This is a genomic window from Gluconacetobacter dulcium, from assembly GCF_014174165.1.
GTDB lineage: Bacteria > Pseudomonadota > Alphaproteobacteria > Acetobacterales > Acetobacteraceae > Gluconacetobacter > Gluconacetobacter dulcium.
Genome location: NZ_JABEQN010000004.1, coordinates 108,290 through 124,091, shown reverse-complemented (window position 1 = coordinate 124,091; position 15,802 = coordinate 108,290). Strand labels below are relative to the sequence as shown.

The following is a 15,802-nucleotide window of genomic DNA, read 5'->3' as shown; positions in this document are numbered from 1 at the left end:
TCGGGCGTTTCAGCCCGCCACGGACAGATCCGTCAACCGTCGATGTTCTTCCATCGCGAATCGATCCGTCATCCCGGCTATATAATCGGCCACGATCCGCCGCGCACCCATCGCGTCGGTCGCCCGCGCCTCCTGCCGCCAGCCGTCCGGCAACAGCGAAATATCGTCGGCCAGAATCGAGAAGATCGATTCGACCGCGATCCGCGCCTTGCGCGTCATCCGGTTGACCCGCCAGTGCCGATACATCCGCGCATACAGAAAGGTGCGGATCGCCCCGTTATCGCGCGCCATGTCCGGGCTGTAGGCCACCACCGGCATCGCGGCCCCGCGCACGTCATCGGCCGATCGCGGGGCCAGCTCCGCCAGATTGCGCCGTGTCTGCTCCGTCAAATCCACCGCCAGCGCATTGATCACCCGGCGGATGGTCTCATGCCGCATCCGGTCCTGAAGATGCGTCTCCTCGGCCACGTCGCCCGACATGGCGACCCCGCCCGCCCGCTCCCGCACCAGCGCCAGCGCCGCGCCGACCACCGGCAGGTCCGCCAGATCCGCCAGGTCCAGCAGCCCGGCCCGCATCCCGTCATCCAGGTCGTGGGCGTGATAGGCGATATCGTCGGCCATGGCGGCAATCTGGGCCTCGACCGAGGCATAGCTGGACAGATCCAGCCCCAGCCCGTCCGCATACCGGGCGACATAGCCGGTCGGGTGGTCCACCGGGCCGTTATGCTTGATCAACCCTTCCAGCGTCTCCCAGGTCAGGTTCAGCCCGTCGAAATCGAAATACCGGCGTTCCAGCTTGGTCACCTGGCGCAGGGTCTGGGTATTGTGGTCGAAGCCCCCCCAATCCCGCATGGCCGCGGCCAGCGCGTCCTCACCGGCATGGCCGAACGGCGTGTGGCCCAGATCATGCGCCAGCGCCAGCGTCTCGGTCAGGTCCTCGTCCACCGACAGGCTGCGGGCGATGGAGCGCGCGATCTGCGCCACTTCCAGCGAGTGGGTCAGCCGGGTGCGGAAGAAATCGCCCTGATGGTTGACGAAGACCTGCGTCTTGTATTGCAGCGTCCGAAAGCCCGCCGAATGCAGCACCCGGTCACGGTCGCGCTGCCATGGAGAACGACTGGGCGATTCCGCCTCGGCATGCAGACGCCCCCGGGCGGTGGCGGTCTGGACAGCATAGGGTGCGACGCTCATATATAACCCCAATCCCGGATGGGTGGCGTAATCCCGGCCTCGGACAAGCCGGACCTCCGCCCCCTGTCGATAACCCGCCCGGCGCCGCAAGGCCAGCATGCTGGCTCAGCATGCCGCCAAGGGCCGCGCGACGATGGTGATCCCGATGGACATGCCGCTTCCCACTTCCCCCTCGCCCGACACGGCCTTCCGCGTCTCGCCCGAGGCCGCGACCCGGCTTCAGGACATCATCGCCGCCCAGCCGGGCGTCGACGCCACCTCCACCGCGCTGCGGGTCAGCGTGCTGGCCGGCGGCTGCAACGGCTTCCAGTACAGCTTCGCCCTGGACGGCGAGGCCCGCCCCGACGACATCGTGGTGCCCGTCGGCAACGCCCGCGTCCGGGTCGACCCCGCCAGCATGGACCTGCTGTCGGGCGCGGAACTGCATTTCAACGATTCGCTGATGGGCGCGCATTTCACGGTGCGCAACCCCAACGCCACCTCGTCCTGCGGGTGCGGCACCAGCTTCTCGATCGACTGAGCAGGCCGCCCGTCCAAGATGAAAATCGCAAGCTGGAACGTCAATTCCATCCGCCAGCGCCAGACGCATGTACTGGACTGGCTGGAGCGCGAGAAACCCGACCTGCTCGGCCTCCAGGAAATCAAGTGCGAGGACGCCGCCTTCCCCGTCGAAGCCTTCCGCGCCGCCGGCTACGACCCGGTCGTGGTCGGGCAGAAGAGCTATAACGGCGTCGCCATCCTCTCGCGCGTGCCCTTCACCATCACGACCCGCGCCCTGCCCCCGCTGAACGACGACGCCCCGCAGGCCCGTTATGTGGAAATCGAGGCAAACGGCCTGATCTTCGGCAACCTGTATCTCCCCAACGGCAATTCGGGCGGCAGCGCGGGATACGAGGCCAAGCTGGCCTTCATGGAGGCCCTGGCCCTGCACGCGCGCGCCCTGCTCGATGCCGGCCGGGATTTCGTGCTGGCCGGCGACTATAATGTCTGCCCGACCGACGAGGATTGCGCGCCCGGCGCCCTGCCGCCAACCGACGCCCTGGTGCGCCCGGAAACCCGCGCCGCCTTCCGCCGCCTGATCTGGCTGGGCCTGACCGACGCCGTGCGCGCCCTGCACCCGCACGGCCGCCAATACACGTTCTGGGACTATCAGGCCGGCGCCTGGTCACGCGATTGCGGCCTGCGCATCGATCACGCCCTGCTCTCCCCCCGCCTGGCGGAGCGCCTGCGCGACGCCCACCCGGACCGGGACGAACGCGGCCGCAACCAGCCCTCCGACCACGTTCCCCTGGTCATCACGCTGGACGACACCCCGACCTGAAGCCACCCCCGTCAGCCACGGCGCTGACCCACGGCGCTGACGGGGGGACTTTCACATCGTTCCGTCAGCGCAAGCCGGCCGTCAGCGCCAGCCGGGCCGTACCCAGACCCAGCGCGGGCCACGCTGCATCCAGCGCCCCGGTCCCCAGCCGGCATACCGGCCACGGCGCACATAACGCCCCGGTACCCAGACATATCCGCCATTGACCCAGTCCCAACCGCCGCCGACCCAAACCCAGCCGGGGCGCGGGCGCGGCACCATTTCGGCACGCGGCGGCGGCATCGGGGGCGGCGCCCAGCCCGGCGTCACCGGCCCGTAGCGATAGGCTTGCGCCTGCGCCGGGGCCGCGTCGCCCACCGCCATGGTTCCCCCGGCGATCACACCCAGCGCCAGCAGGGCACCCCTGACAATCTGCCTGTTCATGCAAACCAACTCCTGTCCGCGTACGGGATCGTGGTCTCCCGTCAACGGCACTATGGTCCGATCATCATGGCGTTGAAATGGCGAAAAAATAACCGTGTGAAACCGCGCGCCGTCACGTCGGCGCGCGGCCGCGCCGACGTGGCGTCACCGCCCCCAGCGCCACGATCAGAATCAGCGTCAGGCTGCCCAGTTCGATCTGCACCCGCGTATCCGGCGTCAGGATCATCGTCACCATCACCAGCAGGATGGCACCGACCGTCAGCCATGAGAGGTAGGGAAACAGCAGCATCGGAAAGGCCGGCTGCCGCCCCTCGCCATACATCTTCCGGCGCAGGGCGATCTGGGCGAAGACCACCATCAGATAGTCGAACAGGATGATCGCCCCGGAAGCATTGAGCAGAAAGCCGAAAACCTCGCCCGGAAAGGTCGCGGCAATCACGGTCAGCACACAGGCCACCAGACTGCCGATGGCAATCGCCCGGCGCGGCGCCCCGCTGGCCCCGGTCCGCACCAGCGCCGCCGGCGCATCGCCATGCGCCGCCATCTCGAACAGAATGCGCGACGTGACATACAAGGTGGAATTGAGGCACGACGCGATGGCCACCAGCACCACCACCGTCATCGCGGTCTCGGCGCCGGGAATGCCGATCCGATGCAGCACATCAAGGAACGGCGAGTGCCCGGCCCGGATCTGGTTCCAGGGAATCAGGCACAGGATCACGGCCAGCGACCCCATGTAGAACAGCATCACGCGCACCACGACGGTCCGGATCGCCTGGACGATATTATAGCCGGGATTATCCGTTTCCGCCGCCGCCACGGTCGCGATCTCGGCCCCCGCGAAGGTGAACAGGATCGCCGGCAGCAGCGACAGCGAGGCCGCGAACCCATGGGGCATGAACCCGCCCTGGTCCCACAGATGCGCCACCCCACCATGCAGCGAAGACCCGATCACCCCGAACAGCGCCAGCCCGGCAATGAGCGTGAACACCCCGATCGCGGTAATCTTCATCAGCGAGAACCAGAATTCGAACTCGCCATACCCCCGCACGGACCCCATGTTGACGGCCGTCATCAGCGCGATCAGCCCCAGCGCCACCGTCAACTGGGCCACGCCCAGCATCGGCGCCACGATCAGCGCCGCCGCCTTGGCCTCCACCGAGGCCACCACCACCCAGAACAGCCAGTACGACCAGCCGGTGACGAAGGCGGCCCGATGCCCCAGCCCCCGCCGCACATGCCCGACGAACGACCCCGCCTCGGGGCAGTCGATCGCCATCTCGCCCAGCATGCGCATGACCATAAAGACGATCAGCCCGGCCATCAGGTAAGACAGCAGCACCAGCGGCCCCGCCCCCTCGATCATGACCGAGGTGTTCACGAACAGCCCGGCCCCGACCATCCCGCCGATCGCGATCATCGAAACGTGGCGGGTGCGCAACGAATGGGCCAAGCCGCTCCCGTTGGCAGGGGCGGCATCCTGCGGGCTGTCTTCAATCGGCGCGGGGTTCAGCATCGGTGACCTTCCGGGGCTGGAGTAAATTCATGCAGCGTACCGTGCATGCGGAAATCGCCGAAATCCATATCCAGATCATCGGAGACGCCATTGGCGAAATATCGCATCCCGATCTCGTAATCGGGGCGCATGTCATGAGAGGACGCGGTGTAGAACGCCACATGCACCCGCCCCGAGGGCAGGCGCGCCAGTGCGGGATACTGGCTGGGCGAGGGCGGAGGGTTCCACCCCAGGATCATGACATAGGTATCCTGCGCCCCGTCCTCGCCGGTTCCATCGAACAGCGCCGGCGCCAGCGAAGTCTGTCCCTGCTCCCCGGCGCGGATGATCGCCCTGGTATGGGCCATCGGAAACATCACGCCGGCCGCCAGATGGACGGTATGCGCGCTGGGCTGGGTATAGCGGATCTCGCCGCCGGTCGGCGTCATCGTCGCCTCGCCCATCACGCGGCTGGCCTCGTGGCCATTCGCGGTCTGCACGGTACGGAACACCAGACTATGGCCGTCCTTGGCCTCCAGCGTCGCATAATCCGACACCATCTCGGTCACGCCACCCGAGCGCGACACCGTTTGCAGGCGCAATTGCTGCTGGGTTGACCAGGCCAAACAGGCATTGCCGACCACGTAGGTCATGGTGCCGCTGGCGGCAATCGTATCGCCGCCGGTCACGGCGACCAGCGTCAGGTCATAGACCGCACGATGCGGCGCCAGCGCGATCGGCGTTTCCGCCTGGGCAGGGCGTCCCGCGCTCCACCCAAGGGTCATCAGAACGGCGGCCAACAATCCCCTGGCCGGCCGCACCGTGGCGGCGCATGGAGTCTTCGATGTCATGGTCACAGCAGAGCCCATCGCGCCATTCCGCGCAATGATGCTCCGCCGGTCACATGTCATATCCGGCCTATTCCGCCGGCTTGGTGTCTTTCCCCGCCGACGGCTTGGGGCGCGGCAGGTCGAGTGCCAGCGACAGTTCCTTCAGCCGCTCCGGCGGAACCGGCGCCGGGGCACCCATCATCAGGTCCTCGCCCTGCTGGTTCAGCGGGAACAGGATCACCTCGCGGATGTTCGGCTCGTCGGCCAGCAGCATGACCATACGGTCCACACCCGGCGCCGAACCGCCATGCGGCGGCGCGCCGTAGCGGAAGGCATTCAGCATGCCGCCGAAACGTGCCTCGACCTCGCTGGCCGGATAACCCGCCAGTTCGAACGCGCGGATCATCACATCCGGACGATGGTTGCGGATCGCGCCCGACGACAGCTCGATGCCGTTGCACACGATGTCGTACTGATAGGCCGTGATCGTCAGCGGGTCCTGGCTGTTCAGCGCCTCCAGCCCGCCCTGCGGCATCGAGAACGGGTTGTGCGAAAAATCGATCAGCCCCGTTTCCTCGTTGCGCTCATACATCGGGAAGTCGGTGATCCAGCAGAAGCGGAAGGCATTCGCCTCGATCAGGTCCAGTTCGGTCGCAATGCGCGTGCGGACCTGGCCGGAGAATTTCACCACCTCGTCGCCCTTGCCCGCCGCGAAGAACACGGCATCGCCCGCCTTCAGCCCGGTCGCCTCGCGGATCGCCTCCACCCGCTCGGGCTCCAGGTTCTTGGCGATCGGGCCTTTGCCGCCTTCGGCGTCGAAGATGATGTAGCCCAACCCGCCGGCCCCGACCTCGCGCGCCCAGTTGTTCAGCTTGTCATAGAAGGCGCGCGGACGCTCGCCCGCCCCCGGTGCGGGAATCGCGCGCACTTCGCCACCGGCGGCGACGATGCGGGCAAACAGCCCGAAGCCCGAATCGGCGAACGATTCGGTCACGTCGCTGATCAGCAGCGGGTTGCGCAGGTCCGGCTTGTCGCTGCCGTACAGCTTCATCGCCGTGGCATAGGGAATGCGCTCGAACGGCGCGGCGCTGACCGTGCGCCCACCGCCGAACTCGCGGAACACGCCCTCCATCACCGGCTCCAGGGTCGCGAACACGTCTTCCTGGGTGGCGAAGGCCATCTCGAAATCGAGCTGATAGAACTCGCCCGGCGAGCGGTCGGCACGCGCCGCCTCGTCGCGGAAACACGGCGCGATCTGGAAATACCGGTCGAACCCGGCGACCATCGCAAGCTGCTTGAACTGCTGCGGCGCCTGCGGCAGAGCATAGAACTTGCCCGGATGCATGCGCGCCGGCACCAGGAAGTCGCGCGCCCCCTCGGGCGAAGACGCCGTCAGGATCGGGGTCTGGAACTCGATGAAGCCCTGATCGGTCATGCGGCGGCGCAGGCTGGCGATCACCTGCGAGCGCAGCAGGATGTTCCGGTGCACCTTGTCGCGCCGCAGGTCGATATAGCGATAGGTCAGGCGCAGATCTTCGGGATAGTTCTCATGCCCCGCGACCTGGAACGGCAGAACCTCGGCCGCCGACTGCACGTCCACCGTCTGCGCGCGCAGTTCGATATCACCGGTCGGCAGGTTCGGGTTGCGCGTCGCGTCGTCGCGCAGCACCACCTCGCCCGTCACCGTCAGCACGCTTTCCACGCGCACGCGCTCCACCGCCTCCAGCACCGGCGAACCGGCGGGAATCACGATCTGGGTCATGCCGAAATGATCGCGCAGGTCGATGAACAGCAGACCGCCATGATCGCGCTTGCTGTGCACCCAGCCGGAGAGGCGGGCGGTCTGCCCGGCGTCGCTGGCCCGAAGCGCGGCGCAGCTATGGGTACGGTAGGGATGCATGGTCCGGTCCTGTGTCACCAAAAAACAAGGGACGGAGCGCGGCGCGCCCCGTTCGGTCGAAGGCGGAGGAAGCCGGGCCGGGCCTCCCCTGTCAAGGTCTGCCTTCGCCCACCAGCCTCCGCGCCACGATCACGCGCGGGCGTGGTCCGGAAACAGTTCGGCCAGCCCCGCCTGCGAAGCCGCGCACAGCCCGCGCTCGGTTATCAACCCCGTCACCAGCCGCGCCGGCGTCACGTCGAAGGCCGGATTGGCCGCCCCGCTGCCCGGCGGCGTCACCTGCACGGTCTCGATCCGGCCATCGGCGGTCTGCCCGGTCACGCTCGTCACCTCGGCGCCCGCGCGCTCCTCGATCGGGATCTCGGTCAGCCCGTCCGTCACGCTCCAGTCGATGGTGGTCGAAGGCAGCGCGACCCAGAACGGCACGCCGTTGTCATGCGCCGCCAGCGCCTTCAGATAGGTGCCGATCTTGTTCGCCACATCGCCGCCCCGCGTCACGCGGTCGGTGCCCACGATCACCAGATCCACCGCGCCATGCTGCATCAGATGCCCGCCGGCATTGTCCACCACCACGGTATGCGGCACGCCATGGCTGCCCAGCTCCCACGCCGTCAGCGCGGCGCCCTGGTTGCGCGGCCGGGTTTCGTCCACCCACACATGCACCTTCAGCCCGCTGTCATGCGCCATGTAGATCGGCGCCAGCGCGGTGCCCCAGTCCACGGTGGCGATCCACCCGGCATTGCAGTGGGTGAGGATATTGACCGTCGCCCCCGCGCCCCGCCGCGTCGCGATGTCCTGAATCAGGCTCAGGCCATGGCGGCCGATCGCCTCGTTCTGCGCCACATCCTCGTCGCAGATCCGCCCGGCCTCGTCATAGGCGGCGGCAACGCGCGCCTCGGCCGGCAGCGGGCGCAGGCGCGCCAGCATGCGGTCGATCGCCCAGCGCAGATTGATCGCCGTCGGGCGCGTCTCCGCCAGCAGGGCCGCATCGTGCTCCATGGCCGCATCGGACGCATCGACGCGCAAGGCCAGCGCCAGCCCATAGGCCGCCACCGCGCCGATCAGCGGCGCACCGCGCACCTGCATGGTGCGGATCGCCTGCGCCACCTGGTCCCGCTCGGTCAGGCGCAGAACATCCAGCGCCCACGGCAGACGGGTCTGGTCGAAGATATGGACCGACCAGCCATCGTCCTGGTCCACCCATACGCTGCGATAAGGGACATTACCGATCTTCATGTCGCACGGTTCCAATGGCTGGGGAAAAAGGCCGCGCAGGGAAGCACCCAAATGGCACGGCATCAAGCCCGCAACCGTCAGGCTGCGGGCTTCACGCGGCATTCTAGCAGGGTCACGCCCAAAACAGACGTGAACCTGTCATGGCGGTTTTTTTAAGCGGCGCCGCCCTGAAGATGGGTCAGCGTCGCCGTCAGCCGGCTGGCGAACGCGGTCGGGTCTTTCAGGCTCTCGCCTTCCTGAATCCGCGCGATATCCAGCAGGATCAGCGCGGTATCGGTCACCGCCTCGCCCCGCGCCACCCGCGCCGCCATATCGCGGATCAGCGGGTGCGCCGGATTGACCTCCAGCACCGGCGCCAGATCGGGCACCGCCTGGCCGCTGCGCCGCAGCAGGCGCTGCAATTGCAGGTCCGGCCCCTGCCCGGCCGCCGCCAGCACCACCGCGCTGCTCACCAGCCGCGTGCTGCCGCGCACGTCCGACACCGCCTCGCCCAACGCCTCCTTCAGCGCCGGCAGCAGCGTGTCCAGTTCCGCCTTGTCCCCTTCGGTCAGCGGCGCTTCGAACTTCTCAAGGTCGGCATGGCTCTGGCTGACGCTGCGCAGTGCTTTCCCTTCGAACGTGCCCAGACGATCGGGCCAGAAGGAATCGACCGGATCGGTCAGCAGCAGCACTTCGATCCCGCGCGCCTTGAACCCTTCCAGTTGCGCCGAGGCCGGCAGCGTGTCGGGGTTATCGCCGGTCAGGTAATAGATCGCCTCCTGCCCGTCCTTCATCCGCGACACGTAGTCGGCCAGCGTCGTCCATCCCTCTTCGGTGCTGGAGCGGAACCGGGCCAGACCCGCCAGGTCGGTGCGATATTCCGCGTCGTCCCAGATCCCTTCCTTCACCACCGGGCCGAAATTGTCCCAGAAGGCGGCATAGGATTCGGCATCCTTGGCGCGGGTCCGCAACTCGTTCAGCACCCGGTTGGTCACCGCCTTGCGGATGCGCTGCAACACCGGCGTCGCCTGCAACATCTCGCGCGAGACGTTCAGCGGCAGGTCCTCGGTATCGACCACCCCCTGCACGAAGCGCAGCCACGGCGGCAGCAGCGCCGCGTCGTCGGTGATGAACATGCGGCGGACATGCAACCGCACCTTGCTCTCGCGCACCTGCTCGCCGAACTCGAACGGGCGGCTACCGGGGATGAACAGCAGCGCTGTAAACTCGATCGTGCCTTCGGCATGCCAGTGCAGCGTGGCCCAGGGCGTATCGAAATTATGGCTGACATGGCGGTAGAACTCGTTGAGCTGCTCTTCCGTCACCTCGCCGCGCGGCTTGCGCCACAGGGCGGTGCCCGCATTGGCCGGCTTGTCCTCGCCATCGCTCTGGATCGTGATCGGCCAGGCGATGTGATCGGCCCATTTGCGCACGATCGCTTCCAGGCGCCAGGCATCCAGAAACTCGTCCGCATCCTCCTTCATGTACAGGATGATGTCGGTGCCCGGCTGCTCGCGCGTCGCGGGGCTGAGGGTAAAGCTGCCCTTCCCGTCCGAAGACCAGCGCCACGCCTCGTCCGTCCCGGCCCGGCGCGACACCACATCGACATGGTCCGCCACCATGAAGGCGGCATAGAAGCCCACACCGAACTGCCCGATCAGGCCGGACCGTTCCTCGGGCTTGTGCTTGGCCAGTTCCTCGCCGAACGCACGGGTGCCCGAACGCGCGATCGTGCCCAGGTTGCGCGCCAGCTCTTCCTTGCTCATCCCCGCGCCATCGTCGCTGATGGTCAGGCGCCGCGCGTCCTTGTCGGGGTCGATGCGCACCTTCGCGCCCTCGGGCAGCGCCTGCGCCGCATCGGTCAGGGCCTCGAAACGCCGCCGGTCGGTGGCGTCGGCGGCATTGGCCACCAGTTCGCGCAGAAAAATCTCGCGCTCCGAATACAGCGCATGCACCACCAGATCGAGCAGCCGCCCGACCTCCGCGCTGAAAGCATGCTCCTCACCACCCGCCGCAGCGGGGCGGCTCGTGTCGGAACCCGTAGCCTGATCGACCATGTTGAAAATCTCTCTGTTACGTCAAATCACACAGACCCAACATATGGGTCACGAATATCATGATTTCAACGGCCTGCGCCGCGTCGATCGCCCATCACTCGAAATCGGCCGGCAGGCCGGGTTCGCGGTAATGGTCGAACATGCGCCGGATCTGCCCCGGCAACACCCGCCCCAGCGACAGATCCTCGGGAATTTCCTCCGCGCCGAACCACGCGATCTCGGATGTCTCGATACTCGTGGCCGCCTCCCCGCCCGCCAGATCGCACAGGAAGAAGCATTTGACGCAGGAGAACGCCTTGTCGCCATGCCCCTGCCGCGCGCGGTCCCACACCGCCGCCAGCCTGCGCACGGTCACGATATAACCGCTCTCCTCGCGCACTTCCTTCACCGCGTTCTCCGCCGGGGTCAGGTTCACATCCGCCCAGCCACCCGGCAGGGTCCAGCGCCCCTCGTCCAGCACCTCGCGCACCATCAGGATACGGCCCGAATCGTCAAACACGGCGGCCCGCACCTCCACCTTCGGCGTCGCATAGCCTTCCTGCCCGGCAAACAGGGCCTCGATCCGCGCCACGGGCTCGTCGCAGCCCGCCGCCATCATCCGCGCCGCGATGCTCCGCAGCGCCTCATATCGCTCCCGGTCGAACGGGTCGCGGGCAAAGGTCAGGCCGGTCTGGGCAATGGCCTGGATCTCGCGCGCCCAGACCAGCCACTCAGGCTCGCCGCTCATGCCCCAACCCCGTCCGGCGACCATCCGGGCGGCGCCAGTTCGAAGCCCGAGAACTGAAAGGCCGGGGCAACGATGCAGCCCACCACGCTCCACGCCCCCAGCGATTCGGCCGCCTGCCAGTCCATCACCGGCACCACCGCCTGCTGAACGTGCCCCTCGGCAGGGCATGGCCCCAGAACCACGCGCTCTTCCACCCCATCCCGCGCCATGCGCAGCCGCAGGGGCGCGCCGCCCTGCCAGCACCAGATTTCGGCGGCATCGACCCGATGCCAATGCGACCGCTCCCCCCGCGCCAGCAGAAACTGGATGGTCGTCGCCGCGCCCCGTCCGCCATCGGGCGGGGCGTCGCGCCATACTTCGCGATACCACCCACCCTCCGGATGCGGCGCCAGCGCCAGCGCCTCCCGTACCGCCTCAGCCGGCAGGTCGGGGTCACGCAGGTCGATCGCGGATCGGGTCATGGCCTCTCTCACTTCAATGGCGGCGGCGGAAAATCCAGCATCGCACCGGTATAGGTTTCCACCACCTCGCTGAACGGCACCCCGTCCTGACGATACAGCACCGCACGATGGCGCAGGATCGCGGCCGGAATGGCAATCGTCCCCGCCCCGGCCGGCGGCAGGCCGTCCCGCTCCCATCCATCGGGCAGCGGCGCGAACAGACGGGTGCTCTCCAACGTCCGGCGGGTAAAATGCAGGTCCGCCACCACATGGCCGAACGCGGTGTCGGTCCGTGCCAGAAGCCCGTTCATCGCCGGCGTCAGGCGCGCGGGCACATACCAATTGTCCGCCACCGACAGCACGCGCCCCCCGCACGCCAGTTCCACCCGGCGATAGGCCACCTCCTCCTCCGCGCCAACCGCCAGTTCGCGCCGCTGTCCGGCACTCGGCGCCCGCGTCGCGCCGGGCACACGGCGCGCCACCACATGGGCCACCGGCGCCAGACCGTGATCGCGGCACCAGCCTTCCAGCGTCAGGGTCGCGCTGGGGTGGGAGAGCAGGCGCGCATCCAGCGTCGCGACCAGCGCCTCCAGTTCCAGCCGCGCATCCGGCGTATCGGGCCACATACTCCCCCCTTCCGTCGCGGCGGCAGGCACCGCGAAGAACAGGCCCGACAGCAGCAGCAACGCGCCGGGCGCCCTCACGTCCCGCCCCCGATGCCGCTGGCCAGCACGAGGTAGAAAATGAACACCCCGTCCAGCAGCAGCAGGATCGGCGTCATCTCCCGCCAGCGCCGCCCCACGGCCGCCAGCACGGTATAGAGCAGCAGCCCCAGCGCCAGACTGACCATGAAATTGCCGGTCATGACCGTCACCAGCACCATCAGCAGGGGCACGAGAACCCCGCCCGCATCGTCCTGCTCCGCCCGCCCCATGTCGGACAGCATGCCCAGCCCGACCAGAATCAGCACCGGCGCGGTCGCCACCGCCGGAACGGCGGTAATGACCGGCCACAGCACGGACGACAGCGCGAACAGCGCCGCCACCGTCACCCCCACCAGCCCGGTCCGCCCCCCGGCCTCCGCCCCGACCAACGATTCCAGATAGGCCGACACCGTGGAGGTCCCGAGAATCGAACCCATCACGCTGGCCGTACCATCGGCCACGAAGGCGGCACGGCCAAGCAGCGGCTGCCCATCCTCGACCGACAGTCCGGCCTTGCGCGTCACCGCCATCATGGTGCCCGTCGCATCGAAGAAATCGCCAAGGAAGAAATACAGCGTCACCGGCAGCACCAGGCCGAAATGCGTGACGAACCCGTGGAAATCGAAGGGAAACAGCATGTGGACCGGATAATGCGGCCATTCCAGCCAGGCGGAGGGCCGCGACGTGACCGGATGGCCATCGGGATGGTGGACGAAACACCCCGCCAGCGTCACCGCCACGATGCTCAGCAGCATTCCCGCCGGCACCCGCAGCATCCGCAACGCCCCGGCCAGAAACAGACCGCCGATCGCCAGCAGCACCGCCGGATCGCGCAGCGACCCGAAGGCGAACCCCTCGGCCCCCTTCACCGCCAGCCCGCCGCTGACCATGCCGATATGGGCGATAAAGGCCCCGATCGCGCAATGGATGCCGGTGCGGACCGAAACGGGAAACCCCATCACGATCTTCTGCCGCCATTGCGTCAGCGACAGCGCGACGAAGGCCAGCCCGCCGATAAAGACCATGGTGAACGCGACCGGCGGCGCGATTCCCATCTGCACCACCACCACCTGCGCGAAGATCAGGTTGCTGCTCATGGCCGGCGCCAGGGCGATCGGCAGATTGGCCAGCAGCGCCATCAGCAGCGACCCGACGACCGAGGCCGCGATGGTCGTCATGATCATGTCGTGCCGGTCCAGCCCCGCGAGGGCCAGAATCGCCGGATTGACGATCATGATATACGCCATGGCCCCGAACGTGGTCAGCCCGGCGATCAGTTCCCGCGAGAGGGTCGAACCCCGGCGCGTCACATGGAAAAAACGGTCGATCCAGCCGGTTGCTCCGGCGCCGTCATGCGTCACTGCCAGTCTCTTCCCTCAACAAGGTCAAGGGACTGTCCTACCGCTTCCGATATGATGCAAGAGACCCGCCAACCCTTTGGAGGCCGATTCAAAAACGCCTCATGAAAGCCTGACCGGAAAGACGGTCCGGCAAGCAAGAGCGGCCCAGATCGCCCATCGCCACGAAGCACAGACGACGCCCATGCTCCCAGCTCCTAGGCGAAGCGTTCGGCGAAAGCGGCCGCCGCTCCCAGCAACCCCGGCTGCGGATGAGTGATCAGCTTCACCGGCATCCGCGCCATCATCGATTCGAACCGCCCCTTGGCAACGAATCGCTCGGCGAACCCCGATCGCGGCAGATGGTCCGCCAGCCGCTGGCCCACGCCACCGGCAATCACCACGCCATTGGCCCCCTGGGCCAGCGCCAGATCCCCCGCGACGCCCCCCAGCGCCAGACAGAACCGCTCCACCGCCGCCGATGCCATCGGGTCTCGCCCCTCCAGCCCAGCCGTCCAGAGTTCCTTGTCGTCATGAATGCGGGCCGGCTGCCCCTCAAGCTCGGCGATCGTTTCATAAAGATTCACCAGCCCCGGCCCCGAGACGATCCGCTCGGCCGAAACGCGGCGGTAACGCTGCCGCAACCGCTGGAGGATCCGGTCGTCCACGCTATCCAGCGGCGCGAAATCGACATGCCCGCCCTCGGTCTCGCACACCAGACAGCGCCCGTCACGGCGGACGACATAAGCCGAGCCCAGCCCGGTGCCAGGGCCGACGATCGTGGTGATGCCCTCGGTCGGCAGGTCGCGATCCGGCCCGCACAGATGGCGCAGATGGGTGGCATCGACCTGCGCCACCGCATAGCCCACGGCTCCGAAATCATTGACCAGCACGTGCTCGTCCACCCCCAACTGGGCGCCAAGCTGCGCGGGGCGGATCATCCAGGGGTTATTGGTCAGTTTCAGGATATCGCCCTGGATCGGGCAGGCAACGGCAATGCCCGCGGCGCGCGGCAGCGTGCGCCCGATCTGCCGGCCGAAAGCCTCCCAGGCCAGTTGCAGGCTGGCATGTTCGGCGCATTTCAACGTCAGCGCGTCGCCCAGCGAAGCAACCCGCCCCCCTTCCACCCCGGCAATCGCGAAGCGGGCATGGGTACCGCCGATATCCACGGCGACGATTTCTTTCATGTCCAGTCCTGCCTCCCTGCGGAAAATATGCCGGCGCAAACGGCACCGAATGTCAGATGGTCGGGCGCGGTGCCTGTTCGGCCTTCAGGCGTCTCAGCACAAAATCCCGTATCCGACGCGGTAGCACGATGTCCAGCACGCGCAGACCCGCGAAGATCCGGGGGAAGATCAGGTGCGGCCGCTCCTCCTCCACCGCCCGCGCGATCAACCGCGCCGCCTGCGGCGCGCTTTGCAGGAACGGCTTGGTGCTGCGCACCCGCCGACTCATCGGCGTATCGACAAAGCCCGGCGAGACCAGCGTCACGCCCACGCCATGGTCCAGCAGGCCATTGCGCAGCGCCTCGGCAAAACGCAGCAGCCCGGCTTTCGATCCCGAATAGCCGGGCGCGAACGGCAGGGCATGGAAAGCCGCGACCGAGCCCAGCAGCACGATGTGCCCCCGGCGCCGCGGCACCATCCGCTCGGCTCCGGCGGTGGCCAGCGCGGCCGGCGTCGCAAAATTCACCAGCCCGAGTTCCAGCACCGTCTCCGCCCGCTCGGTCAGCGCCGCCTTCTGGCGCATGTCGCCCAGGCCGGCCGCAAGAATGAGCAGATCGACCGGATGCGCGTCGTCATCCTCGCGAAAGGCCACGATCGCGGCCGCCCCATCGGCCAGGTTCAGTTCCCGCGTCGCGACCGTCGCCCCCATGGTCCGGCAATCACGCGCCACCTGCTCCAGCCGGGCCGGATCACGCCCCCACAGAACCAGCCGCCGGCCCGAGCGCGCATAGAAGCGGGCAAGTTCCGCCCCGATACCACTGGAGGCCCCGGTAATCAGGACGGTCGCCGGATCAAAACGGATTTCACCCCCCTGATGGATCTTGGTCATCTGGCCCCTTTCTTTGACTACCATTTCCATGTCATCAGCACTGGCTGGCCCTCACGGCCACTCCATTCAGCCCCTTGCCTACTGCATGGCTCGGCCGGCCCCGACCATCG

General features: G+C 67.7%; 15 protein-coding genes. 2 read left to right on the top strand and 13 right to left on the bottom strand.

Annotated features, from left to right (window positions below):
* Positions 1 to 9: 9 nt before the first annotated feature.
* A complete protein-coding gene (locus tag HLH25_RS04735) occupies positions 10 to 1,191 on the bottom strand; it encodes a deoxyguanosinetriphosphate triphosphohydrolase (protein ID WP_182972983.1) in 1,182 nt (393 codons plus the stop codon).
* 151 nt (positions 1,192 to 1,342) lie between these two features.
* On the opposite strand from HLH25_RS04735, the gene HLH25_RS04730 reads away from it, so the two are divergent.
* The gene (locus HLH25_RS04730; RefSeq protein WP_182973087.1) at positions 1,343 to 1,711 is read left to right on the top strand and encodes a HesB/IscA family protein; all 369 of its coding nucleotides are present in this window, start codon (positions 1,343 to 1,345) and stop codon (positions 1,709 to 1,711) included.
* An 18-nt stretch (positions 1,712 to 1,729) separates the two neighbouring features.
* Positions 1,730 to 2,512 (top strand): exodeoxyribonuclease III, encoded by a 783-nt coding sequence (locus HLH25_RS04725; protein ID WP_182972982.1) that lies wholly within the window; start codon positions 1,730 to 1,732, stop codon positions 2,510 to 2,512.
* A gap of 81 nt (positions 2,513 to 2,593) precedes the next feature.
* Here HLH25_RS04725 and HLH25_RS04720 read toward each other — a convergent pair whose 3' ends face one another.
* The 12 genes from HLH25_RS04720 to HLH25_RS04665 all read right to left on the bottom strand — a co-directional run bounded on the left by HLH25_RS04720 (position 2,594) and on the right by HLH25_RS04665 (position 15,692).
* Positions 2,594 to 2,935, bottom strand: a complete 342-nt coding sequence (locus tag HLH25_RS04720) for a YXWGXW repeat-containing protein (RefSeq protein WP_182972981.1) — start codon at positions 2,933 to 2,935, stop codon at positions 2,594 to 2,596.
* A gap of 112 nt (positions 2,936 to 3,047) precedes the next feature.
* The gene (locus tag HLH25_RS04715; RefSeq protein ID WP_182972980.1) at positions 3,048 to 4,451 is read right to left on the bottom strand and encodes an amino acid permease; all 1,404 of its coding nucleotides are present in this window, start codon (positions 4,449 to 4,451) and stop codon (positions 3,048 to 3,050) included.
* Positions 4,445 to 5,281 (bottom strand): cell envelope integrity EipB family protein, encoded by an 837-nt coding sequence (locus HLH25_RS04710; RefSeq protein ID WP_182972979.1) that lies wholly within the window; start codon positions 5,279 to 5,281, stop codon positions 4,445 to 4,447. The genes HLH25_RS04715 and HLH25_RS04710 overlap by 7 nt, the downstream gene beginning before the upstream one ends.
* A gap of 67 nt (positions 5,282 to 5,348) precedes the next feature.
* Entirely contained in the window at positions 5,349 to 7,160 is a 1,812-nt protein-coding gene (gene aspS / locus HLH25_RS04705; RefSeq protein WP_182972978.1) for an aspartate--tRNA ligase, read from the bottom strand.
* Between the two features lie 129 nt (positions 7,161 to 7,289).
* A complete protein-coding gene (mtnA, locus tag HLH25_RS04700) occupies positions 7,290 to 8,393 on the bottom strand; it encodes an S-methyl-5-thioribose-1-phosphate isomerase (RefSeq protein WP_182972977.1) in 1,104 nt (367 codons plus the stop codon).
* Between the two features lie 152 nt (positions 8,394 to 8,545).
* Positions 8,546 to 10,429 carry a molecular chaperone HtpG gene (gene htpG, locus HLH25_RS04695; RefSeq protein WP_182972976.1) on the bottom strand — a complete coding sequence of 628 codons (1,884 nt, stop codon included), beginning with the start codon at positions 10,427 to 10,429 and terminating at the stop codon, positions 8,546 to 8,548.
* 94 nt (positions 10,430 to 10,523) lie between these two features.
* Positions 10,524 to 11,156: an NUDIX hydrolase gene (locus HLH25_RS04690; protein WP_182972975.1), complete on the bottom strand. Its 633-nt coding sequence runs from the start codon at positions 11,154 to 11,156 to the stop codon at positions 10,524 to 10,526.
* On the bottom strand, positions 11,153 to 11,617 hold the full coding sequence (locus HLH25_RS04685; protein ID WP_182972974.1) for a cupin domain-containing protein: 465 nt from the start codon (positions 11,615 to 11,617) through the stop codon (positions 11,153 to 11,155). Before HLH25_RS04685 ends, HLH25_RS04690 begins: the two co-directional genes overlap by 4 nt.
* Before the next feature lie 8 nt (positions 11,618 to 11,625).
* Entirely contained in the window at positions 11,626 to 12,300 is a 675-nt protein-coding gene (locus tag HLH25_RS04680; protein ID WP_182972973.1) for a hypothetical protein, read from the bottom strand.
* Entirely contained in the window at positions 12,297 to 13,661 is a 1,365-nt protein-coding gene (locus tag HLH25_RS04675) for an NCS2 family permease (RefSeq protein WP_182972972.1), read from the bottom strand. Before HLH25_RS04675 ends, HLH25_RS04680 begins: the two co-directional genes overlap by 4 nt.
* 194 nt (positions 13,662 to 13,855) lie before the next feature.
* Positions 13,856 to 14,824, bottom strand: coding sequence for a glucokinase (gene glk / locus HLH25_RS04670; RefSeq protein ID WP_182972971.1), 969 nt, complete (start codon positions 14,822 to 14,824; stop codon positions 13,856 to 13,858).
* A 52-nt stretch (positions 14,825 to 14,876) separates the two neighbouring features.
* Entirely contained in the window at positions 14,877 to 15,692 is an 816-nt protein-coding gene (locus HLH25_RS04665) for an SDR family NAD(P)-dependent oxidoreductase (protein WP_182972970.1), read from the bottom strand.
* Positions 15,693 to 15,802 lie beyond the last annotated feature (110 nt).

What these genes read in the sequence shown, in the direction of transcription:
- HLH25_RS04735 (WP_182972983.1), bottom strand. Translation starts at nt 1,191, where the DNA reads ATGAGCGTCGCACCCTATGCTGTCCAGACCGCCACCGCCCGGGGGCGT.
- HLH25_RS04730 (WP_182973087.1), top strand. Translation starts at nt 1,343, where the DNA reads ATGCCGCTTCCCACTTCCCCCTCGCCCGACACGGCCTTCCGCGTCTCG.
- HLH25_RS04725 (WP_182972982.1), top strand. Translation starts at nt 1,730, where the DNA reads ATGAAAATCGCAAGCTGGAACGTCAATTCCATCCGCCAGCGCCAGACG.
- HLH25_RS04720 (WP_182972981.1), bottom strand. Translation starts at nt 2,935, where the DNA reads ATGAACAGGCAGATTGTCAGGGGTGCCCTGCTGGCGCTGGGTGTGATC.
- HLH25_RS04715 (WP_182972980.1), bottom strand. Translation starts at nt 4,451, where the DNA reads ATGCTGAACCCCGCGCCGATTGAAGACAGCCCGCAGGATGCCGCCCCT.
- HLH25_RS04710 (WP_182972979.1), bottom strand. Translation starts at nt 5,281, where the DNA reads ATGACATCGAAGACTCCATGCGCCGCCACGGTGCGGCCGGCCAGGGGA.
- aspS (WP_182972978.1), bottom strand. Translation starts at nt 7,160, where the DNA reads ATGCATCCCTACCGTACCCATAGCTGCGCCGCGCTTCGGGCCAGCGAC.
- mtnA (WP_182972977.1), bottom strand. Translation starts at nt 8,393, where the DNA reads ATGAAGATCGGTAATGTCCCTTATCGCAGCGTATGGGTGGACCAGGAC.
- htpG (WP_182972976.1), bottom strand. Translation starts at nt 10,429, where the DNA reads ATGGTCGATCAGGCTACGGGTTCCGACACGAGCCGCCCCGCTGCGGCG.
- HLH25_RS04690 (WP_182972975.1), bottom strand. Translation starts at nt 11,156, where the DNA reads ATGAGCGGCGAGCCTGAGTGGCTGGTCTGGGCGCGCGAGATCCAGGCC.
- HLH25_RS04685 (WP_182972974.1), bottom strand. Translation starts at nt 11,617, where the DNA reads ATGACCCGATCCGCGATCGACCTGCGTGACCCCGACCTGCCGGCTGAG.
- glk (WP_182972971.1), bottom strand. Translation starts at nt 14,824, where the DNA reads ATGAAAGAAATCGTCGCCGTGGATATCGGCGGTACCCATGCCCGCTTC.
- HLH25_RS04665 (WP_182972970.1), bottom strand. Translation starts at nt 15,692, where the DNA reads ATGACCAAGATCCATCAGGGGGGTGAAATCCGTTTTGATCCGGCGACC.